Below are 21,969 nucleotides of genomic sequence, written 5' to 3'. Positions count from 1 at the left end.
CCTGAGAGCTTGTGACGCTTTTACTTGTTCGGAACGGAGTGGAGTTTCCTGTCGCGGTAAATGGCGGGTCTGAGTTCGTCGATGAGCTCTCGTTTATGCGCTGCGGAGGCGGTTGCCTTGCAGGATGTTGTTGGTGAGGGCGTACCAGAGCACGACGGCGCGGACCTTTTCGATCCCGCGCACGGTCAATTGCCGTAGGTTCCAGTTGCGCCAGCGGGCATGGATGCACTCGCATATCGAACGGGGCTTGTACCGGGCCTTGCCCTCTTTGCTCGCCATCCGCGCACGCCAAGCCAGTACCCCCGCGCCGTCGCCGCGTCGCGGCAGGTAGGGGTCGGTGCCGTGCTTGGATTGAGTGGGCGGGCAAAAAACCTCTATGCCCTCGGCATGCGCCCACTCGATGTCTTCCGCGCTGCCAAAGCCGCCATCGACGAGATGGTCTTTGGGCAGGCCGCCAGGGCGCGTGCGCTGCCGCTCCAGCATGGGCCGCATCAGCCCGCGGTCGGACCCCGTGTTGCATACCTTAACGTCAGTGACGAACTGCTCGCCGGCCGCACTCGTCACCTGCACGTTGTAGGCTGGGCGGAAGCCGCCATCCGCCATCTTCATGACCCGTGCATCGGCGTCCGTCGTCGACGCGCGCGGCTCCTTCGGCGTCTTGCCATTGCCTTGCTTGCTCTCGCGTTCCTTGCGCTGCTGCTTGATCTCGGCAAGCGCCGCCTGCGCCGCTTTCACGCGCGCGCTGCGTTCCTGCGCGGCTCGCTCCTTGGCTGCCCGGGCGCGCTGATTGCTGGCGTCAGAGCGCACGTCGACTTCGCGCTTGAGGTCTTCCACCACCGTCCCAGCCAGGGCCAGATGCCGCTCGAGTGTCGCCTCGCGCCGGAACGAGGCGGCTCCCGCGCTGGCCCGGACCCGCACCCCGTCCTGCGCCAGTGTCGCCAGATTGACGAGACCAGCCTTCGCCAGCGCCGCCAGATGCTCGCTGAGCAGCCGGTCCAGCAGGTCGGCGCAACCGACCCGGAAGTCCGCCAGCATGTGATAGTTCACCGACACCCCGCCGCACAGCCAACGATAGGCATCGTGGCTCTCGCACAGTCGCTCCAATGCTCGCGCGCTGCCGACGCCCTCGCTGGTGGCTGAGAGCCACAGCGCCAGCAAAAGCCGCGGCGAGGTCGCGGGGTGACCGGGGCGGTCGCCCCTGGCCTTGATCCGGTTCTCCAGCTCACTCAGATCAAGCTCTTCGACATAAGACCAGATCAGGCGCACCGGATGGTCTTCCCCGATCAGGCTCTCGATATCCACCGCTCGCAACGCGATCTGGTCGCGCTGTGGCTCACGCAGCCGTGGCGCGCCGAGCGGCGCCGCGTCGGCTTCAGGCTTCGACTGCGCCGGCAGATCACCGAACAATTCATCGGCAGCCATCTTCGCCTCCCGCCAATCCATCATCGCCAGAGAATCACATGCCACCGGCATTCGGACAGATTTACCTGGCACGCTGCCAAAAAATCACACGCTCTGAGGTGGCCGCTTCTTCAGCGGCCCTCGAAGGGCGACGGCCCGGCTGTATCGCGGCCGTGCATCCTTCGAGGCTCGCCCAGCGGCGCAATTGCGCCGCAAGGCTCGCACCTCAGGATGACGGGACTGAGAGTGCTACCCCGCCCCCGTCACGCAATTCACCCACAGCACCACCGCCTTTGCATCCTCGGCCGGATTTGAAAACCGGTGCGGCCGGCGGCTTGCAAACCGAAAGCTGTCGCCCGTCTTCAGCGACCACGTCTCATTGTCCACCGTCAGCATCATCTCGCCTTCGAGCACGAGGCCGGCTTCCTCGCCGTCATGGGTGTAGAGCTCGTCGCCGGGGGAGCCGCCGGGCTCCAGATGCACCAGGAACAGATTGAGCTTGTTGTCGGCGCTTGCCGGGCTGAGCAATTGTTTTGAGACGCCGGTGCGCCAGAGTTTCAGTTCGGGACGTTGCAACCCGCGCGTCACGACCTGATCGGACGTGCCGTCGGCGCTCGGGCTCGCACCGAACAGCGCGGCGATGCCGACGCCGAGCACGTCGGAGAGCGTCGCCAGCACGCGCAGCGACGGCGACGACAGGCCGCGCTCGATCTGGCTGAGGAAGCCGATCGACAGGTCCGTGCGCGCGGCGACCGTCTCCAGCGAGAATTGCCTGACACGCCGGAGATCGCGGATGCGACGACCGACCGCGAGGTCCATTGCAGGCTCCGCCGGCTTTGCAGCCTTCCTGGCGATAGCCTTGGCCTTCTTCACCGCCTTTGCGGCGGCCGGTTTGCGCATTCTTTTGCCACCGCTCACGTCAAACCGCTTCCTTCATGTGCATGAAAACCGCTTGCATCGTCCGTGAAAGTGTGACCAAAATTTCATATTGGTGAAAATAAGCCGAAACGGCTCTGCCCGCAATGTCTGCGATCACGACATCTGCGAGCGCCGCCATCGGCCGGACCCAAAGGGGAATGCGATGGCGTTGAAGCGTTTTGTTCAGGCCGCAGTCGCGGCGCTTGCGATTATCGCAGTGGTGCCGGCTTCGGCGCAGCAGGTGCTGAAGGTCGGCTCGACGCCGACAGGCATTCCCTTCACCTTCCTCGACACCAAGACCAACACGATCCAGGGCATCATGGTCGATCTCGTCACCGAGATCGGCAAGGACGCCGGCCTCAACGTGCAGATCGAGCCGATGGCGTTCTCGGCGCTGATCCCGTCGCTGACCTCGAGCAAGATCGACATCATCGCGGCTGCAATGTTCATCACGGCGCCGCGCAAAGAGGTGATCGACTTCTCCGACCCCATCTACACCTATGGCGAAGGCCTCGTGGTGCCGAAGACCGACACCAAGGCCTACGCCACGCAGGAAGATCTGAATGGCGAGACGGTCGGTGCCCAGGTCGGCACCGCCTTCGTCGACGCGCTGAAGAAGTCCGGCCTGTTTGCCGACGTCAAGGCCTACGACACCATCCCCGACATCCTGCGCGATGTGAACACCGGCCGCCTCAAGGCCGGCTTCGCCGACTATCCGATCCTCGCCTACAATCTGAAGCAGGGCGGTTTCCCCGAGGTGCGCCTCGTCGACAGCTATAAGCCGGTCACCGTCGGCTCGGTCGGCATCGGCGTGCGGAAGGGAGAGACCGCGCTGCTCGGCAAGATCAATGCTTCGCTGGCCAAGCTGAAGGCCAACGGCACCATCGACAAGATCCTCGAAAAATGGGGCCAGAAGGCGCAGGGCTAATCGATAGGGGCGATCGATGAAGGCTGGCCGATGAAAGGCTTCTGGCACGACGCCGTCGAGTTCTTCCCGATCCTGATGAGCGGCGTCGTGCTGACGATCGTCGTCACCATCGGCTCGCTGCTGCTCTCGACGGTGCTCGGCCTGGTCTGGGCGATGATGCGGGTCTCCGGCATCAAGGCGCTGTCGATGCTCAGCGCCAGCCTGATCAACGTGATTCGCGGCATCCCGATCATCGTGCTGCTGTTCTACCTCTACTTCGTGATGCCCGATCTCGGCGTCACGCTGTCGGCCTTGCAGGCCGCGATCCTCGGGCTCGGCATCGCCTACTCGGCCTACCAGGCCGAAAACTTCCGCGCCGGCATCGAGGCGATCGACAAGGGCCAGATCGAGGCGGCGCAGTCGATCGGCATGGGCTGGTGGCTCACCATGCGCCGTGTGGTGCTGCCGCAGGCGGTGCGCATCGTGCTGCCGCCGTACGGCAACGTCATGATCATGATGCTGAAGGATTCCTCGCAAGCCTCGACCATCACGGTCGCCGAGCTCGCGTTGCAGGGCAAGTTGATCGCGTCCTCAACCTTCAAGAACACCAACGTGTTCACGATGGTGGCGCTGATGTATCTGACCATGAGCATTCCGCTGATCCTGCTGGTCCGCCACGTCGAGAAGCGGGCGGGCAAGAAATGATCGAGCTCAAGGACGTCCACAAGAGCTTTGGCCAGAACGAGGTCCTCAAGGGCATCACCGCGAACGTCGAGAAGGGCGAGGTGGTCTGCGTCATCGGCCCGTCCGGTTCGGGCAAGTCCACGATCCTGCGCTGTATCAATGGCCTCGAAAGCTACGACCGCGGCGAGATCAGCGTTGAAGGCCTAAAGGTCGACCGCGATGCGTCCTCTATCGTGAACGTCCGCACCCAGGTCTCGATGGTGTTTCAGCGCTTCAATCTGTTCCCGCATCGCACAGTGCTGGAAAACGTCGTCGAAGGGCCGCTGTATGTGAAGAAGGAAGCGCGTGTGCGGGCGCTCGAACGCGGCCGTGCACTGCTTGCCCAGGTCGGCCTCGCCGAGAAGGCCGACGCGCATCCGCCGCAGCTTTCCGGCGGCCAGCAGCAGCGCGTTGCGATTGCGCGTGCGCTCGCGATGCAGCCCAAGGCAATCCTGTTCGACGAGCCGACCTCGGCGCTCGATCCTGAACTCGTCGGCGACGTCCTCGGCGTGATGCGCAAGCTCGCCGACGACGGCATGACCATGGTCGTCGTCACCCACGAGATGGGCTTTGCCCGCGATGTCGCCGACCGCGTGCTGTTCATCGACGGCGGCGTCATTGTCGAGCAGGGGCCGGCCAAGGCGCTGCTCAATCAACCCCAGCACCCGCGCACGCAGGACTTTTTGCGGCGCGTGCTGCATCCGCTCTGATCGGTCTGTCATGAACACGCGTCTGCCTTTGCCGCCCTCGCTCTACGCCGACACTGCGGTTGCGTCGGTCGCAACGCCGCCACTCGATACGAACAAGAATGTTTCCGTTGCCATCATCGGCGGTGGTTACACCGGTCTGTCCACAGCGCTGCATCTGGCAGAGCAGGGTGTCGAAGCCCTTGTGCTGGAGGCGCAGGAGCCGGGCTGGGGCGCGTCCGGCAATAATGGCGGCCACACCAATCCCGGCTTGAAGCACGACCCCGATCAGATCGAAGCCGATTTCGGTGCCGAGCTCGGCCGCCGCATGATCGACTTCTCCTACGGCACTCCGAACTTCACCCACGATCTGATCCGCCGCTACCAGATTCCGTGCGAGGCGCGGCAGAACGGGACGCTGCGCGCGGCCTATAACGAGGCCAGCGCCGCCGCGATCGAAAAGACGGCGCAGCAATGCATCCGCCGCGGCATGCCGGTGACATATCTGAACCGCGAGCAATTGCGTGAGATGACCGGCACCAATCGCTACATCGGCGCCATGCTGGACACGCGCGGCGGCGATCTGCATCCCCTCAGCTATGCCCGTGGCCTGGCGCGCGCCGTGATCTCGGCGGGCGTAAAGGTGCATGGCGGGACGCCCGCACTGTCGCTCCGCCGCGAAGGCGCGCGCTGGCGCATCGAAACGCCGCGCGCGATCGTGCATGCGGACAAGGTGTTGCTCGCCACGAACGGTTTCACCGACGATCTCTGGCCTGCACTCCGACGCACCATCGTGCCGGTGTTTTCCTCGATCGCCGCGACCGCGCCACTCTCCGACGAGGTCGCCCGCTCGATCATGCCGACGCGCCCGGTGCTCTATGAGAGCGGCCATATCACTGTCTATTACCGCATCGACCAGCACAATCGCCTGCTGATGGGCGGCCGCGGCCCGATGCGCTGGATCAAGTCGCCGACGGACGTCGGCTATCTCATGCGCTACGCCGAGCGGCTATGGCCGCAGCTCAAGGGCGTGGCCTGGACCCATGGCTGGAACAGCCGGCTCGCCATCACCAATGACCATTATCCGCATGTGCACGAGCCAGCGGAAAACATCCTGATCTCGCTCGGCTGCAACGGCCGCGGCGTCGCGCTCTCGACCGCAATGGGCGCCCAGCTCGCGCGCCGCCTGATCGGCGGAGCCAAGGCCGAGATCGACATGCCCGTCACCGGCATCAAGCCGATCGCGATGCACGCGTTCTGGCCGGTCGGCGTGACGACGGCCGTGATTGCGGGCCGCGTCCGCGATCGGCTCGGGATCTAGCCCTCCGCCACCGCGTCAGCCCAGGGCTGGAAGATCTCGACCGCGCCGGAGTTGGTGTCGCCGTCGCGCATCACCACACTCGGGCAGGCGAACTTCATCGGCAGAGTTTGCACCGGCGCTTCCCTGTAGTCGAAGCGCGCGGCGAGCTCTCTACGCGCATCCGCGGGCAGCCGCGTGTCGCCGACCACGACCGCGCCTTCGCTGCAATCGATGCGGGGCTGATGGATGGCGGCATCGAGATCCATGTCGAAATCCATCGCAAAGGACACGAGCTGCATCACCGAAGGCAGGATGCGGCGGCCGCCGGAGGCGCCGACCGCGAGGCGCTTGCCGTGCTCGGTCTCGGCGATGACCGGCGTGTAGTTGGTGAGGCAGCGCTTGCCGGGGGCGAGCGAATTGGTGGTACCCGGCGTCGGATCGAACCACATGATCCCGTTGTTCATGGGAATACCGGTGTGCGGCGTCACGTATTTCGAGCCGAAGGACGAGAGCAGCGTCTGAGTCACCGCGGCGATGTTGCCGTGGCGGTCCACGACGGAGAAATGCGTGGTGCAGGCCGGCGCCAGATATTCGGCGCCGAGCGAGCGCTTGCCGTCGGCATCGCCCATATCCTTGAGCCGCTCGCGATAGGCCGCTTGCAGGGCAGCGGCATATTCGGCATAGGCGGCCGCATCCGGCGTGCCTGCCGGCTTCATATTCTGCTGCAAGAGGCGCAGCGCATGCGCCAGCGTTGGCCCGGCGGTGAGCTCGGGCGTCGCAAGCACCTTGCCGCCGCGATAGGGGATCGCCAGCGGCTCGCGCAGATGCGCGCGGAACGCGGCGAGATCCTCGACCGACAGCGAGCCGCCATCGGCCCTGATGTCGGACGCGATGCTTTTGGCGAGATCGCCCTGATAGAAGTCGCGCGGCCCGGCCTCGGCGAGGTGCAACAGCGTCGCCTTCAAATTGTCCTGCGGTAGCCGGGTCTCAGCGTCGATACTCCAGGGCGGGCTCGGGGGCAGGCCGTCCTTCAGAAACATTGCCGCGCTTGCGGGATAGCGCCGAAGATCGGCGGCCGAGCCCGCGATCGTCAGTGTGGTCCACCAGTCGGCCAGCAGGCCCTCGCCGGCGATCTTCGCAGCCGGCTCGACCAGGTCTTTCCACGGCATCCTGGCGTGGCGACGGTGCGCCTCCTCCATGCCGGCGACGACACCGGGCACCGCGATCGCGCCGGGACCGTGAACGTTGCGATCGTCCTTCACCCGCGGCCATGGAAACAGGTCAGTGGCGACGCGATCTCCGGTGATGGGATAGTCGGCGGCGCGCAGGCTCTGCGGTGCGCACATGCCGTAGTCGATCACCTCGTAGCGATTTTCCTTGGCGCGGTAGAGCACCATCGCGCCGCCGCCCCCGATGCCGCTGTTCCAGGGCTCCAGCACATTCAGCGCGAAGGTGGTCGCGACGATCGCGTCGACGCAATCGCCGCCAGCCGCCAGCACTTGCGCTCCCACCTCGGCTGCGCGGCGCGACTGCGCAGCGACGATGCCGCCCTTGGACTTGATTGCGGGTTTGCGGACGGTTTGGGCGAGGCTGAACTGGTGAGGCATGATGTCGTCTTGTGTCTTGTCTTGGTTGGCGAGGCGCACGGACAATGGCACATTGCCGCCAACGAGAACATCCAGAGGGAGAAGCGACATGGCAGGTGTGAAACAGGCGCGGGATGGCGCGGTCGGGATCTTGACGCTCGACGAGCCGGCAAGCCTGAACGCGATGACGCCGGACCTGCTCGGCGCGCTCGCCGCTGCCGTGGCCGAGACGACGCGGGATGAGAGCATTCGCGCCCTGGTCCTGACCGGCGCGGGGCGCGGCTTCTGCTCGGGTCAGAACTTGAAGGCGTCGGAAGCGCTCGGCGAGGACATCGCGGCCGGCGTGATGCGCTTCTACTGGCCGGCCTTCAAGGCGTTGCGCGAATGCCGGGTGCCTGTGGTCGTTGCCGTCAACGGGGTGGCCGCTGGCGGCGGCTTCAGCCTCGCGATGGCAGGCGACATGATTGTTGCGGCGCGGTCAGCGAGTTTCATCCAGGTGTTCAGCCGCATTGCGCTGGTGCCCGATCTCGGCTCGACCTGGTTGTTGCCGCGGCTGATCGGCCGGCAACGCGCGCTCGAACTGATGCTCTTGAACGAACCACTCACGGCCGAGCGCGCCCAGGAGATCGGCCTGGTGCGGCAGGTCGTCGACGATGCGAAGCTGATGGAGGAAGCGTTGACCCTGGCGCGCCGGCTGGCGGAAGGTCCGACGCGCGCTCTGGTCGCGACCCGTGCGCTGGTCGAGGAGAGCGAGCACGCGAGCTACGAGGCCCAGTTCCGCCGCGAGATCGAGCTTCAGGCCGGGATCCGGAAGAGCGCCGACGCCGTCGAAGGCCGCAACGCCTTCGTCGAGAAGCGCAAGGCGAAGTTCACGGGCAAGTAGGGGTGGAGATGCGGGCTGCGCTCAAAGCCGGCGGTCCAGCCGGCTGGCCTGATACTTGGCGTGCCATTTTGGGCCAGGCCCGCGCATGTAGTGAAGTTCGGGGCGGTAGGGGTTGCCCGCGATGCTCAGCAGCTTCTGCCATTTGCTGGCGACGAAGTTCAGGGGCTGGCGGAGCAGGCTCAGTGAAGCGATCAGCACGGCATCACCTCAATGCGGCTTGCCGAGCATGGCGATGAAGGGGAGATCGAAAATCTCCTCGCCGTCGTCGCCGCTGACATGGATCACCCAGTCGCGCCAATCCTCAGAGCCGGGCGTCTGGATCATCGATTGCATGATCTGGGCGGCGCGGTCGCGCGCCTCGTTCAGATTGGCGACGGCCGTGCCGTAGCGATCAATCAGGGTGCCCTCGGGATTGGAGCAGTGGAAATACATCTGAACCATATACGCCTCCTGTAGAGAGCGACTAGGACGGCACACGGATACCATCTGAGGCCTTCGCGAAACATTCGGGTCGAGCCCGGTAAGGGAATCTACGGAGATTGGTCGGGACGAAGGCCCCTGCGGGTTTGATCACAAGGGGGTGTTGGTCAACTGGACGGCGTTCCCGCGGCATGGAACAACTTTGGACGGAAAGTCCGGGAGACCACCGTGAACCACCTCACATTTTGGCGTGAAAGCCGAAGCCTGCGCGCATGCGCGGGCGCCCTGGTGGTCCTCCTGACTCTTGCCTCGGTAGGCTCATCTGAACCGGTCCGCAAGAGCGGCTATGCGCTCGGTCTGGAAACCTGCGGCAGCGGCGATCTCGCCTTTCCCAAAATCCAGATCGACATGAAGGCGGGATTTTGCGCCGGGCTCGTCGCCAGCGAAGAGGACCATCTGAAATTTCCGCGTTCGATCATTCAGGTGCCCGGTCGTGATCTCTTCGTGGTCGCCGACATGGGCGGTTGGGGCCACACCGACGGCAGGTTGCTGCTGCTCGATCCGCATGCTCCCGAAGGCCAGCGGTTCAAGGAGCTGTTGACCGGTGTCGAATATCCGTTCGGCCTTGTGATCGGCCCGGATAAAAAGCTCTATGCCTCGACCGCCGAGACCATCTTCCGGTTCGACCCGCTCGCGGACAATCCGCGCAGCTCGGTCGAGACCATCATCCGTCATATGCCGGGCCGCCGGATCACGCTGCCCGATGGCACCAGGCTCGACGAGAGCGCGCACCCGCTCAAGCAATTCGTGTTCGACAAAAGCGGCCGGCTGTTCGTCAATATCGGCGCCCACAGCGACGACTGCATCACGCAGGCCCCGATCACGAGACCTTGCGCGGCGGCTGAAGGCGCCTCCGCCATGGCCGCGATCTGGCTGTTCACGCCGCCGTCAGGCGGCGTCTTCCCGGCGCTGAAGTCGAACGATCCGGATCAGCCACACACCGTCTATGCACGCGGCTTGCGCAACTCGATGGCGCTGGCGCTGCATCCGAATTTCCCCGACGACGGCTACGCCTTCCTACAAGGCGAGAACGGCCGAGACCTGCCCGATATCTTCAAGCCGAACGAGGAGATCAACGCGATCGAGCAGGGCAGGCATTATGGCTGGCCCTATTGCTTTGACCTGTCGACGCCGAGCCCCGAGTTCAGAAGCGTGCTGCAAGCGGGGACCTACAAATCGCTCTGTACGGCCAACGCGCTCTACAGGCCGCCGTTCTCGCTGCTGCCGCCGCACGGCGCGCCGCTGGCGATGCTCTATTATCACGGCGCGAAATTCCCGGAGCTTGAAGGCAAGCTCCTGATCGGTCTGCACGGCTATCGCCCGACCGGCAGCCGCGTCCTCGTCTACGACGTCGATGACCACGGCTTTCCCAAGCCGAGCCCGGCGCCGGTGCGCTATCACGTGAGTTGTGCGGCCGACCCGACCCGCAGTTTCCAGACCGACGCCGGCGAGGTCGCCGCCGCGCCGTTCGAGGAGCTGATCGCCGGCTGGCACCGCGTCAACGGTGCGCGACCGCAGGGCGCGCCCGTCGGCATGACGGTTGCGGAGGACGGCGCGATCTGGCTGGTCGAGGACAAGAACCAGACGGTGATCCGTATCGATCGCGCGGCCGGCGATCCGCCGCCGCCGCTGCCCTGCGACACGCGTAGCCAGGCGCTGATCGACCAGCTTGTAGCCTTCGTCACTAAGGACGCGCAGAACCGGATCCGGCTCGCCACGCTGCGCAAGGGCCTCGTCGAGAAGCACTGCCTCGGTTGCCATTCCGATTTCGGCCTGAAGCCGGGACAATCTGACGCGGACAAGGACTCAACCGTGCTGCGCTTCGTGCTGTCGCAGGATGGTTGGATCTATCCGGGCGATCCCAACTCCGGCAAGTTGCGCACGCGGCTGCGTGGCATCGGTGCAGAGAAGCTGATGCCGCCGGGTGGCGAAAACCTGCCGAAGACCGAGTCCGGTTACACGGGCCTGCTCAATACCGCGGACCTGCTCGTAGCAAAGATGGTTTCGGGAACGCGGATGCTCATCAAGCTTGGCCTGCCGCAGCGCAAGTTTTTCAGCAAGGCGAACAAGGAATGCGGCGAAATACCGGCCGCCAAGGTCGTCGTCGTGACACAAAGGAACGCTGTAGACAAACCCGGCTTCAGCCGCTTCTTCCGGCCGGCCGATCCCTATCTGAATGGCGAGTGCAGCGACGACGATGGCTATTACATCCGGCAGGAATTTCTGGTGCCTGTGCAGTAGCATTTTGCTCGTGATCGCGACGCCGCTGACTGCGGCCGAGACGAAGCTGTTCGAAAGCGTGCAGGTGACGCCCGCGAGCGAATACACGTTTGGCATCGAAGGGCCTGCCGCCGATCTCGACGGCAACCTCTTCGTCGTCAATTTCGGCAAGCCCGGCACCATCGGCAGATTGCCCGCGGGCGGCGCGGCTTCGGAAGCCTTCACGGCACTCCCCGACGGCAGCGTCGGCAACGCGATCCGCTTCGCGCGCGATGGCACGATGTTCATTGCCGACTACAAGAAGCACAACATCTTCGCGATCCCCAGGGGCGGCACTGAGCCCGCCGTCTGGTTTCACTCCGACGAGATGAGCCAGCCCAACGACATCACCATCGCCCGCGACGGCACGATCTATGCGAGCGACCCGAACTGGAAGGGCCGGGAAGGCCATATCTGGCGCATTGCGAAGGGAGCTGACGGCGCGGTGCAGGGACAGGTCATGACGGCGCCGCGGGCGATGGGCACAACCAACGGCATCGATCTCAGCCCCGACGGCAAGACGCTCTATGTCGGCGAGTCCAGCAACGGCCAAGTCTGGTCGTACACGATCAGCGGCAACGCGCTCACCGATGGGAAGCTCGTCAAGGCATTCCAGCCGGACACCATCGACGGCCTGCGCACCGATGTCGTCGGCCGCCTCTATGTCGCGCGCATCCTCAAGGGCACGATTGCGCTGATGAAGCCCAATGGCGCGGTTGAACGCGAGATCGTGCTGAAGGGCAAGGAGCCGACCAACCTTGCCTTCGGCGGCAGCGACGGCAAGACCGTCTTCGTCACCCAGCGCCAGGGCGGCTTCATCGAGTCCTTCCGCACCGATCAGCAGGGCCGCGAGCACTGCCTTCAGCGCGGGCGCTGCTGAGCATCAGAGGCGGTTTGCTTCCAGCGCAGAACAGCCCGGCAGGGACGGCATTCTTCTTGCTTGCATCTGGCCGCCGCAGGGATTTAGACATCTGTGGCGCCGTCAAAGAGCGCCAGCTTACGCTGCCGCCGAGCATGCGACCACGGAGTGTTTGAGTGAAAGCCGTCCATACCGAACTGCACCGCAGCCACGATCCGCAATTCTTCCTGGTTCGCGGCGTCGTCAAGCGCACCACCGAGCAACCCGAGCGTGCCGATCGTCTGCTGAAGGGCTTGAAGGACGGCAAGCATCAATTGGTCGAGCCGACCAAATTCGGGCAAGGCCCACGCGCGCGCATTCACAGCCCGGAATATCTGTCGTTCCTGAGCGAAGCCTGGGATGCCTGGAAAGCACTCGGCGATTCCGGCCCGGAGATGATCGGCAATATTCATCCGGTGCGGCATGCGGCGACCTATCCGACGCATATCGTGGGCAAGCTCGGCTGGCACACCGCTGATACTGCCGCACCGATCGGCCCCGGCACCTGGGCCGCGGCATGTGCTGCGACCGACGTTGCCGTCACCGCGGCTCAGATGGTGATGGACGGTGAGGACACGACTTACGCGCTCTGCCGCCCGCCCGGCCATCACGCCTATCGCGACATGGCCGGCGGCTTCTGCTTCCTCAACAACAGCGCGATCGCGGCGGCACATCTGCGGCTCAAGCATGAGCGCGTGGTGATCCTCGACGTCGATGTCCATCACGGCAACGGCACGCAAGGCATTTTTTACGCGCGGCCGGATGTCTATACGGTGTCGATCCACGCCGATCCCGTTGCGTATTATCCCTATGTGTGGGGCTACGCGCATGAACGTGGCGAAGGTCCGGGCCTCGGCACTAATCTCAACATTCCCCTGGCGATCGGCACCGGCGACGACGGCTACATCCAGGCGCTGGACGTCGCGCGCAAGGCGATCGAATCCTTTGCGCCCGGCGCCCTCGTCATTGCGCTTGGCCTCGATGCCTCCGAGCACGATCCGCTGAAGGGTCTCGCCGTCACCACGCCAGGCTTCCGCCGCATCGGCCAGGCGATTGCGAAGATGGGCCTGCCGACCGTGTTCGTGCAGGAGGGCGGCTATCTCTCGGATATTTTGGGCGCCAACCTGACCTCGGTTCTTGCAGGCTTCGAGGAGGCGCGCTGAGCGCCATCTTCGCCTCTCCCCGCAACCGGAGAGAGGGAGACGTTCAAAACATCCCGCTTGCCGCGAGCGCCTTGCAGACGTGCTGCATCTCTGCGTCATCCGCGACCATGTCGAGCATGATTGTGGTCAGGCCCTTGGCCGCAAATTCCCTGAGCTTCGCGCCGATCTCACTGTAGCTGCCAACGAGGTAGGGACAGTCGGCCTGGAAAGTCAGGAACGGCAGCAGCCAATAGCCATTGTCCTGAAGCTCGCCGCTTTGACCCTCATACAACCGTCGCTTCCAGACGGAATCGCTGTTCTCCACCGTGAGCGCGAGCAGCTCGCGGTCGTCGGAATTGTCGCGGAAGCGCGCCTTCGCCGCCTGCCGCGCCTCTTGGCTTTCCTCGCGCGCAAAAATCCCAAAGTTCATTCCGGGCGCGTTGAGGCTGCAATCGAGATCGGGCGGCAGCATCTGCATTTTGATGCAGCCGGTCTCCGTCGCGACGCGCTGCGCCGCTTCCGATTGGCCCGCGATCAGGAACTCCGGCATCAGCACGGCCGGCAGGCGCGGCCGCAGTTGCAGATTGCTTGCGCGATAGAACCGGCCGTCGACATTGACCGGGCGCGGACTTGAAAGCAGCTGGCGCACCAGCGCGATGAACTCGCCGAGGCGGAGGTAGCGGTCGGCATGCGATTGGTCGTCGCCGAGCCCCTGCAAGTCGCTGACCGCGGTTCCCGTGATCATGTTGAGATAGACCTTGCGGCCGTAGAGCTGCGCGAAGGACGAGACGAATTTCGCCGCGGTGAACGGGTGCATGTAGACGGGATTGACGGCGATCAGCGGCGAAGATCGCGTCGTCGTTGCCAGCATGTGCTGGGCCATCGCCCAGGGCTCGACGAACACGTCATTGCCTTCGAACAGCAGAATGCCCTCAAAGCCGTTGCGGTCGGCGAACTCTGCCACCCGCATCAGCTCGCCGACATATTTTTTGGGATCGCGGTTGCGCGAGATCGCGGGAAAGACGCGCAGCCGCGGGGGCGTCATTCAGCCGCTTCCTGGAACGGCCAGGCGTTGCGGGTGATGGGAAGGCCGCCGGCCGCGCGCGATCCGTCGGCGATCGCCAGACGATGCGAGGGCGATGGCGAGCATAGCGAGAAGCGCCAGCCTGCGGGATCGTCGGCGATATCGGGCTTGAAGCTGATCTCGATCGCCTCCCGCGACACCTGCATCGCGAACGCATCGAGCGGCAGATTGAGCCCGAAACCCCTGGCCTTCAGATAGGCTTCCTTCAGCGTCCAGTAGTCGAAGAAGCGCTCGATCGCGGCCGGCTCCGGCAGTGTGCGCAGCGTCTCCACCTCTTCCGGCGCAAAGAAGCGAAGCGCGGTCGACAGCGGTGCGACGCGTCGCGATACGGTCTCGACGTCGACGCCGACGGCCTCATGCCGGGATACGACGCAGGCGACACAGCCGTCGGCATGGGACAGACTGAAATGCAGTGCTGTCGAAGTGGCAGGCGCTGCGACAAAGGGCCGGCCGTAGCGGCCGGCCGCAAAGGACCAGTCGGTCGGCGCGACATCAGGTTCTGCGTGCGAGAGCGCAAGGCGCAACATGGCGTGCGCGAAGATATATTGCCGCTGATGCCGCTCGAACATGAAGCGGTCGGCGCGTATCCGTTCGTCGACCGAGAGCAGGCGCCGGCAGGCACTGACCGCGCCCGGCGTGTCAATGCTCTCGATCAGTCCGACAAACAGTTCAATTCCGGTGTCTGCCATCAATTGGGCCCATAGCGTCAGGCGGAGGCCAAATCCGGCCCTGACGGAAGTATCAACTGAGCAAGAATCAACTTGAGTGGACCGCTTCTAGCGGTCCACCCGGGCGAATTCTTGTCGATTGCTGGCCGGTTTACAGGCGCAAGCTTGTGCGAGACCCCAACTCGACAGGCGAGCGGCCCAAGTTCGAAAGGTGAAGTCTGAAGAGAAGATTCGTACGGCGTCCCGGCCGACGAGTCTTACTTTTTCTTCTTGGCCTTCTTCGACCCGCCCAGCACCGAAAGGCTGGCGTCGACGTCCTTCAGCGCGGACTGAAGCTTCTTCTTCTCGGCAGCGAGCAGCTTTTGCAGGGCCTTGCGGTCCTTGTCGCTCAGCGAGGTACCCTTGGTAAATTTGATGAAACCCATAATGACACTCCCCCGGTTGAAAATAATCGTCCAAATCAAAAACGCAGGAATAATCTTGCGCGGCAAGCGCCAAATAATCAAGATGCAACTTGATCATTCACAGCTTTGGCGAGTGAACCTGTGTTCGGCACGGACCGACGGCCGGTCATGCCGCTCTCCGATCGAGCAGCCGGCCGAGCGGCGTATTGGGTTGGGCGATGGCCGCCGCCAGCAGTGCGACGAGATCCTCAATCCAGGCGCCGACCATGCCGCCGTCGAGCAAGTCGCCCTTGTAATTGCAGGAACCGGTGATGCCGGTCGGACGCTCCTTCAGCATCAGGGATAGCCAGGTTTGGTCGATCGGCAGCACCGGCTGGCCCTCGCGCGCGACGTTTCCGGTCGATCGTACCGTGACATCTGGCAAATCGAGCGGCTGGCGCAGCGGATTTTGCAGGGTGAAATAGACCTGGAGCAGCGAGGACGGATCAATTCCCTCTCGCTCGAGATGGTCGGCCAGGATGTTGAACGGCAGCTCCTGCCGCGCATGTGCGTCGAGCACGCCCTGGCGCACCCGACCCAGGGCCTGCGCGAACGACAGCTCCGGCGTGATTCGGCTGCGGACGATCACCGTGTTCTCGAACGGGCCGACGATCCGGTCGGTGTCCGGCTGGCTGCGATTGGCCATGGCGGTGGCGACCGAAATGTCCGTGCGTCCGGTCCGCGCCAGCAGCAGGGACTTCAGGCCAGTGAGGAGACACATGAACAGCGTGGCGTTGTGCTGGCGCGCGAAGGCCGTGAGCCGGGCGACCAACTCGCGTTCCAGGTTGAGCGGATGGTGACCGGTGGACGCGCCCGGGCTTGATTCGCCGTCGAACACGGGGACCGCACCGCGTAAGGCGTCCGTCCACTCGGCGGCCTGCCGCCGGGCCGAATCAGTGCCGCACCACCAGCGCTGCCAGCGCGCAACGTCCGAGAAGGCGAGCGGCATTTTTGGCAAGGGGACGGACGGGTGTCCGGCCAGCGCGGCATAACGGTTGGACAATTCCTCGAACAGCACGCCGATCGACCAGCCATCGGCAATGGCGTGATGCAGCGTCAGCAGCAGGATGTGATCCTCGGCGTGAAGCCGCAGCAGCCGCGCCCGCAGCAGCGGTGCCCTTGTGGCGTCGACCGGCATATGGGACTCTTGCTCGATCAGGAGCTCGATCTTCCTGCGCTCGAGGGCCTTGCGCCGCTTGTTGTTGTGGTTCTGCCCATCGCCAATGGTCTCGACGGTCAGGACCGGGCCGAGCGTAGCGGGCGCGACGATGCGGCTGACCGGCTCCTTGCCGCTCCAGCCGAACGCCGTCCGCAACGATTCGTGGCGGCGCACGATGTCGTCGATGGCCTGCGCCAGCTTGCGTGGATCGATGGGGCCATCGAGGTGGAAGGCGAAGGGCAGGTTGAACAGCGGCAGATCCGGCAGGTTCGCCTCGATCCGCATCATCTGGTCCTGCGCGATCGAGAGCGTGGGAGGTCCGCTGTCGGCCAGCCGCGGCACGCTTGTCGGAGGCTTGCGCGGTTGCGCTACCACAGCTTCATCGACCCGCCGGGCAAGCTCCTCGACCGTCGGCGCCTCGAAAATGGTCTTGATCGGCAGTGAGACCCCGAGCGCGCGGGCCACGCGCGCCATCGCCTGGCCCGCCAGCAGCGAATGGCCGCCGAGGTCGAAGAAATTGTCGGTCATACCGAGACTCTCGACCTTCAGCAGGTCGATCCAGATGTCGGACAGCACCTTTTCGGTGAAGCGGCGTGCCGGCACGGCCGCCTCGGTCCCCGCGATTTCCTGTTGCGCGGGTGCCAGCAGTGCGGAGCGATCGACCTTGCCATGGGCATTGAGCGGAACCTGATCCAGGAACAGGAATGCGGACGGGATTGCATGGCTTGGCAGCCGGCTTTTGAGGAAGTCGCGCAGCGCGCTGGCGCTGGTCTGGCTGCCGGCTTTGGCAATGACATGGGCGATCAACCTGACATCGCCATTGGTGTCGCGACGCGGCTCGACGATGCCTGCGCGCACGCTCTCGTGGTCGGCGAGCGCGTTCTCGATCTCCTTCAGCTCGATGCGGTAGCCGCGGACCTTGACCTGGTGGTCGGCGCGGCCGAGGCATTCGATCGTCCCATCGGCGCGGCGGCGGGCGAGGTCGCCGGTCCGGTACAGCCGGAGACCTGCCTGGCGCGCGAACGGATCGGCGATGAAGCGCTGCCGACTCTGCGCGGGATCGTTGATGTAGCCGCGGCCGACGCCTGCGCCGCCGATGCAGAGCTCGCCGACCACGCCGACCGGCTGCGGCTCCAGATTTGGATCGAGCACGTAGAGCTGGGTGTTGGGCAGCGCCGCGCCGACCGGGACATTGATTGTCGTCGCGGCTGGCGCCTTGGTCAGCCGATGCAGGGAGACGTCGTCGGAGCATTCCGAGGCGCCATAGGCGTTGATCAGCGGCACCTTCGGGCAGCGGGCGAACCAGGCACGGCAGAGGTCGACCGGCAGCGGCTCGCCGGTCGAGATCAGGACCCGCAGTTTGGAGAAGGCGCGCAGCATCGGCGCCTCGTCGAGGCGTTCCAGGATCACGCGGAGCAGTGACGGGACAATCTCGAGCACCGTGATGCCCTCGCGCTCGATCTCGCGTGCAAGCAGGATTGGGTCCTGCACCACCGAATTGCCGCAGACATGGACGCGTGCGCCGGCCATCGGACCGGCCAGGAACTGCCAGACCGAGATCACAAAACTCTGGGGCGCGGTCTGGGCGATCACGTCCCTGGCCGACAGGCCGAGCTCTGAAATCAGCGACGCCAGATGGTTCGACAGCCCACGCTGCTCGATCATGACGCCCTTCGGCGCGCCGGAGGAACCGGACGTATAGATGAGATAGGCAAGACTTGAGGCCGCGCGCCGGGCCGCGCGGGCCGGCTTGGTCGATCCGAGCGCGATCGCATCTTCGAGCTCGGCCACCAGGATGCGCTCGACCAGCGGCTCGAGCAGCACTTCGACCATGGCGGACTGCGCACGTCCCGTCAGCAGTACGCGGGCGCAGCTCGATCCGAGGATAGTTGTGAGCCGCGACGGCGGCTGCTCGGGATCGAGGTTCAGGAACGCGGCGCCCACGCGCTGCACCGCGATCATCGCGGCAAGCAAATCGGGCCCGCGGTCTGCAAGCAGCGCGACCACGGTTTCGCCGCCGATGCCTTCGCGCGCCAGCCAGCGGGCGATCGCCTGGCTATGGCGCGCCAACTCGCGATAGCTCAGGGATACATGGCCATCGGATATCGCCACGGCATTCGGTGTCTTTTTCGCCTGCCGGTCGAAGCGTTCGCAGAGATTGCCGCGCGTCGTGAAATTGGCAGGCGTGCCTTTCGTCTGCAATCGCCGGCGTTCCGCGTCCGTCAGGAGCGGCAGGCGCGAGATGCGCTGCTCTGGATTTGCGATGACCGCCTTGAGCAGGGTCTTGAACTGCGCCGCCATGTCCTCGATCGTCACCGCGTCGAACAAATTGGTGGCGTATTCGAAGAAGCCGGTGAAACGGCCTTCAGCCTCGACCAGCTCGAGCGTGATGTCGAAGCGTGCGACTTTTGGGTCGACCTCCAGTCGGCGCGTCGATAGGCCTGGGAAGCGCGCGGCCTCGATCGATGCGTTCTGGAGGATGAACATGATCTGGAACAGCGGATTGCCGTCCGTCCTTCGCGCGATCTGCAACGCGCGCAGGACTTCCTCGATCGGAAGGTCCTGGTTGCGATAGGCATCGAGCGTGACCTGGCGCACCCGCCGCAGCAGCTCGCCGAAGGTCGGGTCGCCGCCGAAATCGTTGCGCAGGATCAGGGTATTGGCGAACAGCCCGATCAGGCGCTCGCTTTCGATCTGGTTACGGTTGGCGATCAGCGACCCCGTTGCCACGTCCTCATGCGAGGTGTGGCGGAACAGGAGACACTGGAACACCGCGAGCAGCGTCATGAACGGTGTGACGCCCTGATCCTGGCTCAGCGCCCTCAGATCGGCGGATAAGGCCTTCGAGAATTCGAGATAGTGACGGGCGCCCTGGCCGCTCCAGACATCAGGCCTCGGCCGGTCGGTTCGCAGCGGCAGCGTGGTGACGCCGTCGAGTTGCGTCCGCCAATAATCGAGCTGCTCTTTCGCCGCCGGCGTTTGCGCCCAGCTCTGCTGCCAGCGCGCAAAATCGCGATATTGGAAGGTGGGCGAGGGCAGTGTCGGCGCGCTCGCCTTGCGCGCGGCGGAATATTCGGCGGCGAGTTCCTCCCAGAACAGCCGCTGTGACCATCCGTCGGTGACGAGATGGTGGACATTGACCACCAGCGCGTGGCTCGACTTGTCGAACGAGAGCAACGTGACCTTCAGCGGCGGTTCGCTGGCAAGATCAAACGGATATTGCGCAAGCTTGAGCGCCTCGCGCCTGACGACCGTGGCCTGCTTGTCCGCGGGGCAAGGCTTGAGCTTGATCCGCTCGAGCGGCGGAGACTGAAGCACCCGCTGCATCGGCTCGCCCTGGCTTTCGATGAAGACCGAGCGCAGCGCCTCGTGGAGCTCGCAGATTGCGGCGAGGCTTGCCTGAAGCGCGGAGAGGTCGATCTGGCCCTTGAGCAGCGCGACCTCGACCACATTATAATTATAGCGCGTCGGATCGAGCCGCGAGAGCACATACATCCGCTGCTGCTGGAACGACAGCGGTGCATCTTCCTCACCGGTCGCGGTCTGGCCCCAGGCTGGCAGCATCGTCCCACGATGGGCCGCGGCGGTCTCCAGCCGGGCCGCAAGCGCCGACACCGTGGCGCAGTCAAAAATGTCCTCGAATGAGAAGTCGACGTTGAAGCGCTCGCGGAGCCGCGAACGCATTTGCGTTGCCGCGAGCGAGTCGGCACCAAGCGCAAAGACGTCCTGATCGACGCCGATCTGCGGCAGCTCCAGCAGATTGGCCCAGATGTCCGCGAGTTGGGTCTCCAGCGCAGTGTGCGGCAGGTGTGTTTCGTCGCCATCATTTGCGGCCGAAATCAGCTCGGCCAGCGCGTTGCGCTTGACCTTGCCGCTGGCGCCTTTCGGCAGCGCCGCCACGCCGCGGATCAGGCTCGGCACCTTGTAGGCGGCCAGCCGCTTGCGCGCGAACTGGCGCAACTGGTCCGAACTCGCCTCGGAATTCGCCCGCAGCACCACGACGGCGGCGACGTTCTCGCCGAGCTTGGGGTGCGGGACGGCAAAGACGCCGGCTTCCAGCACCGCCGGATGGCTCAGCAGGATCTCTTCCACCTCCAGCGGCGAGACCTTCTGCCCGCCGCGGTTGATGACGTCCTTGATGCGGCCGACGATGAAGAGATAACCGTCGGCGTCGAGATAGCCGAGATCGCCAGTCCGGAACCAGCCGTCGCGGAATGCAGCCTGCGTTGCCGCCTCGTCATTATAATATCCGCGGCTCATGTTCGGCCCGCGCAGCACGATCTCGCCATGCGCGCCGCTTGCAAGCCCGCGGCCGACCTCGTCCATGATCGCGATCTCGGGACCAGCGGCGCATCCGACCGATCCGATCTTGCGCAGCTCGAACGGATTGGCCGCAATCTGCGAGGCTGCCTCCGTCATGCCGTAGGTCTCGAGCACGGGAACGCCGAACGTCGCCTCCAGCCCATTGAGGATGGCAGGTGCAAGCGAGGCCGAAGCCGAGCGGATCACGCGCAACGACGACGATCTGGCGCGGTCCGGGTCCGCTTCCGCCGCCGTCAGCAGCGCGCGATGAATCGTCGGCACGGCCGTGTACCAGGTCGGTTGCAGCGTCCGCATCCAGCCAAAGAAGGACGCTGCGTCGAAACCGTTGGTGCAGATGACGCTCGAACCGGCGGCCAGCGCCGTCAGCAAGCCGGAGATCAGCCCATGGGCATGAAACAGCGGCAGGACATTAAGGAGACGATCGTGCGACGTGAGCGACAGCACACGCCCGGCATTGTTGGCGGACAGGCACACGTTGCGATGCGTCAACGGCACCATTTTCGGCCGCGCCGCCGTGCCTGACGTCAGCAGGATGAACGCGTCGTCGTCGCCGCGCGCAGCGCCGCTTGTACAGGCCGGACCGACCGTCGGGCCGATGAATTCGCAGCCGCCGAGATCGGTCTCAGGCCCCGGCATGAAGTCGATCACCGCGATATCCAGCGTCTTGGCGACGTCGCGGCTCGCTGAGTTCATGTCGGCCCGGGTGACGAGCGCCGTCAGCTTCAATTCGCTGAAATAGCGTTGCAGCTCGTCCGCCGTCAGGTCGGGGTTGACGGGGATACAGGCACAGGCCGTCGCCACCGCGATCAGCGCCAGCGCGCTATCGGCCCCGCGCGGCAGCGCAACGGCAATCCGGTCGGCAGGCGCAATTCCGAGCCCGCGCAGCGTGTGGACCAGATGCTCGGTCCTGGCGCCGAGCGCGCCATAACTCAGGGGCGGCCGGCCGGGGGCGAGGAGGGCGGGCGCCGTCGGCGTCCTTCGCGCGTAGTAGTCGAGAAGACCGCCGACATGCGCAAAGACCTTCGTTTCGGCGCTCAAGCTGGCCGAGCCCTCTCCCGCTCCGTGTGTAACGTCCGACAATTCCATTCCTTTTTGGTTCGATTGAGCTA

17 protein-coding genes are annotated in these 21,969 nt (G+C 64.9%); 8 read left to right on the top strand and 9 right to left on the bottom strand.

The annotated features are described in order from the left end of the window. Window positions 1–93 precede the first annotated feature (93 nt). Entirely contained in the window at window positions 94–1,422 is a 1,329-nt protein-coding gene (locus UP06_RS00845) for an IS1182-like element ISBrsp9 family transposase (RefSeq protein ID WP_044999801.1), read from the bottom strand. 228 nt (window positions 1,423–1,650) lie between these two features. Continuing rightward, entirely contained in the window at window positions 1,651–2,301 is a 651-nt protein-coding gene (locus UP06_RS00840; RefSeq protein ID WP_044999778.1) for a helix-turn-helix domain-containing protein, read from the bottom strand. A 181-nt stretch (window positions 2,302–2,482) separates the two neighbouring features. Here UP06_RS00840 and UP06_RS00835 point away from each other — a divergent pair, with 181 nt between their 5' ends. From UP06_RS00835 to UP06_RS00820, 4 genes are read left to right on the top strand one after another with little or no spacing between them, the layout of a single operon-like run. Next, window positions 2,483–3,247 (top strand): ABC transporter substrate-binding protein, encoded by a 765-nt coding sequence (locus tag UP06_RS00835; RefSeq protein ID WP_082078761.1) that lies wholly within the window; start codon window positions 2,483–2,485, stop codon window positions 3,245–3,247. 30 nt (window positions 3,248–3,277) lie between these two features. After that, on the top strand, window positions 3,278–3,931 hold the full coding sequence (locus UP06_RS00830; protein ID WP_044999777.1) for an amino acid ABC transporter permease: 654 nt from the start codon (window positions 3,278–3,280) through the stop codon (window positions 3,929–3,931). Then, a complete protein-coding gene (locus UP06_RS00825) occupies window positions 3,928–4,659 on the top strand; it encodes an amino acid ABC transporter ATP-binding protein (RefSeq protein ID WP_044999776.1) in 732 nt (243 codons plus the stop codon). Before UP06_RS00830 ends, UP06_RS00825 begins: the two co-directional genes overlap by 4 nt. A gap of 10 nt (window positions 4,660–4,669) precedes the next feature. Next, window positions 4,670–5,956, top strand: a complete 1,287-nt coding sequence (locus UP06_RS00820; protein ID WP_044999775.1) for an NAD(P)/FAD-dependent oxidoreductase — start codon at window positions 4,670–4,672, stop codon at window positions 5,954–5,956. Here the strand turns inward: UP06_RS00820 and UP06_RS00815 are convergent. Continuing rightward, window positions 5,953–7,542, bottom strand: a complete 1,590-nt coding sequence (locus tag UP06_RS00815) for a gamma-glutamyltransferase (protein WP_044999798.1) — start codon at window positions 7,540–7,542, stop codon at window positions 5,953–5,955. The genes UP06_RS00820 and UP06_RS00815 overlap by 4 nt on opposite strands. An 88-nt stretch (window positions 7,543–7,630) precedes the next feature. Between UP06_RS00815 and UP06_RS00810 the strand changes: the two genes are divergently transcribed. Further along, window positions 7,631–8,404: an enoyl-CoA hydratase-related protein gene (locus UP06_RS00810; protein WP_044999773.1), complete on the top strand. Its 774-nt coding sequence runs from the start codon at window positions 7,631–7,633 to the stop codon at window positions 8,402–8,404. Window positions 8,405–8,425: 21 nt separating this feature from the next. Here the strand turns inward: UP06_RS00810 and UP06_RS41355 are convergent, their stop codons facing one another. Then, on the bottom strand, window positions 8,426–8,602 hold the full coding sequence (locus tag UP06_RS41355; RefSeq protein WP_197087092.1) for a hypothetical protein: 177 nt from the start codon (window positions 8,600–8,602) through the stop codon (window positions 8,426–8,428). 9 nt (window positions 8,603–8,611) lie between these two features. Further along, on the bottom strand, window positions 8,612–8,845 hold the full coding sequence (locus tag UP06_RS41350; protein WP_044999772.1) for a DUF6894 family protein: 234 nt from the start codon (window positions 8,843–8,845) through the stop codon (window positions 8,612–8,614). A gap of 207 nt (window positions 8,846–9,052) precedes the next feature. On the opposite strand from UP06_RS41350, the gene UP06_RS00800 reads away from it, so the two are divergent. The 3 genes from UP06_RS00800 (at window position 9,053) to UP06_RS00790 (ending at window position 13,204) form a co-directional block, all read left to right on the top strand. Beyond that, window positions 9,053–11,125 (top strand): PQQ-dependent sugar dehydrogenase, encoded by a 2,073-nt coding sequence (locus tag UP06_RS00800; RefSeq protein WP_044999771.1) that lies wholly within the window; start codon window positions 9,053–9,055, stop codon window positions 11,123–11,125. Continuing rightward, a complete protein-coding gene (locus tag UP06_RS00795) occupies window positions 11,082–12,023 on the top strand; it encodes an SMP-30/gluconolactonase/LRE family protein (protein ID WP_044999770.1) in 942 nt (313 codons plus the stop codon). The genes UP06_RS00800 and UP06_RS00795 overlap by 44 nt, the downstream gene beginning before the upstream one ends. A gap of 155 nt (window positions 12,024–12,178) precedes the next feature. Then, the gene (locus UP06_RS00790) at window positions 12,179–13,204 is read left to right on the top strand and encodes a histone deacetylase family protein (RefSeq protein WP_044999768.1); all 1,026 of its coding nucleotides are present in this window, start codon (window positions 12,179–12,181) and stop codon (window positions 13,202–13,204) included. Between the two features lie 43 nt (window positions 13,205–13,247). On the opposite strand, the gene UP06_RS00785 is transcribed toward UP06_RS00790, so the two are convergent. The 4 genes from UP06_RS00785 to UP06_RS00775 all read right to left on the bottom strand — a co-directional run bounded on the left by UP06_RS00785 (window position 13,248) and on the right by UP06_RS00775 (window position 21,946). Next, on the bottom strand, window positions 13,248–14,228 hold the full coding sequence (locus UP06_RS00785; RefSeq protein WP_044999766.1) for an LLM class flavin-dependent oxidoreductase: 981 nt from the start codon (window positions 14,226–14,228) through the stop codon (window positions 13,248–13,250). Beyond that, window positions 14,225–14,956, bottom strand: coding sequence for a 4'-phosphopantetheinyl transferase family protein (locus tag UP06_RS00780; RefSeq protein ID WP_044999764.1), 732 nt, complete (start codon window positions 14,954–14,956; stop codon window positions 14,225–14,227). The genes UP06_RS00785 and UP06_RS00780 overlap by 4 nt, the downstream gene beginning before the upstream one ends. A gap of 236 nt (window positions 14,957–15,192) precedes the next feature. Next, window positions 15,193–15,360, bottom strand: coding sequence for a hypothetical protein (locus UP06_RS41345; protein ID WP_015688246.1), 168 nt, complete (start codon window positions 15,358–15,360; stop codon window positions 15,193–15,195). A 145-nt stretch (window positions 15,361–15,505) separates the two neighbouring features. After that, the gene (locus UP06_RS00775) at window positions 15,506–21,946 is read right to left on the bottom strand and encodes a non-ribosomal peptide synthetase (protein ID WP_044999763.1); all 6,441 of its coding nucleotides are present in this window, start codon (window positions 21,944–21,946) and stop codon (window positions 15,506–15,508) included. Window positions 21,947–21,969 lie beyond the last annotated feature (23 nt).

Origin of the sequence: Bradyrhizobium sp. LTSP857, from assembly GCF_000938285.1 — a bacterium.
In the GTDB taxonomy this organism is placed as follows: Bacteria; Pseudomonadota; Alphaproteobacteria; order Rhizobiales; family Xanthobacteraceae; genus Bradyrhizobium.
This window is presented reverse-complemented; position numbering and strand designations above follow the sequence as displayed.

What these genes read in the sequence shown, in the direction of transcription:
- UP06_RS00820 (WP_044999775.1), top strand. Translation starts at nt 4,670, where the DNA reads ATGAACACGCGTCTGCCTTTGCCGCCCTCGCTCTACGCCGACACTGCG.
- UP06_RS00825 (WP_044999776.1), top strand. Translation starts at nt 3,928, where the DNA reads ATGATCGAGCTCAAGGACGTCCACAAGAGCTTTGGCCAGAACGAGGTC.
- UP06_RS00835 (WP_082078761.1), top strand. Translation starts at nt 2,483, where the DNA reads ATGGCGTTGAAGCGTTTTGTTCAGGCCGCAGTCGCGGCGCTTGCGATT.
- UP06_RS00775 (WP_044999763.1), bottom strand. Translation starts at nt 21,946, where the DNA reads ATGGAATTGTCGGACGTTACACACGGAGCGGGAGAGGGCTCGGCCAGC.
- UP06_RS00845 (WP_044999801.1), bottom strand. Translation starts at nt 1,422, where the DNA reads ATGGCTGCCGATGAATTGTTCGGTGATCTGCCGGCGCAGTCGAAGCCT.
- UP06_RS41345 (WP_015688246.1), bottom strand. Translation starts at nt 15,360, where the DNA reads ATGGGTTTCATCAAATTTACCAAGGGTACCTCGCTGAGCGACAAGGAC.
- UP06_RS00795 (WP_044999770.1), top strand. Translation starts at nt 11,082, where the DNA reads ATGGCTATTACATCCGGCAGGAATTTCTGGTGCCTGTGCAGTAGCATT.
- UP06_RS00785 (WP_044999766.1), bottom strand. Translation starts at nt 14,228, where the DNA reads ATGACGCCCCCGCGGCTGCGCGTCTTTCCCGCGATCTCGCGCAACCGC.
- UP06_RS00830 (WP_044999777.1), top strand. Translation starts at nt 3,278, where the DNA reads ATGAAAGGCTTCTGGCACGACGCCGTCGAGTTCTTCCCGATCCTGATG.
- UP06_RS00780 (WP_044999764.1), bottom strand. Translation starts at nt 14,956, where the DNA reads ATGGCAGACACCGGAATTGAACTGTTTGTCGGACTGATCGAGAGCATT.
- UP06_RS00810 (WP_044999773.1), top strand. Translation starts at nt 7,631, where the DNA reads ATGGCAGGTGTGAAACAGGCGCGGGATGGCGCGGTCGGGATCTTGACG.
- UP06_RS41350 (WP_044999772.1), bottom strand. Translation starts at nt 8,845, where the DNA reads ATGGTTCAGATGTATTTCCACTGCTCCAATCCCGAGGGCACCCTGATT.
- UP06_RS00840 (WP_044999778.1), bottom strand. Translation starts at nt 2,301, where the DNA reads ATGCGCAAACCGGCCGCCGCAAAGGCGGTGAAGAAGGCCAAGGCTATC.
- UP06_RS00815 (WP_044999798.1), bottom strand. Translation starts at nt 7,542, where the DNA reads ATGCCTCACCAGTTCAGCCTCGCCCAAACCGTCCGCAAACCCGCAATC.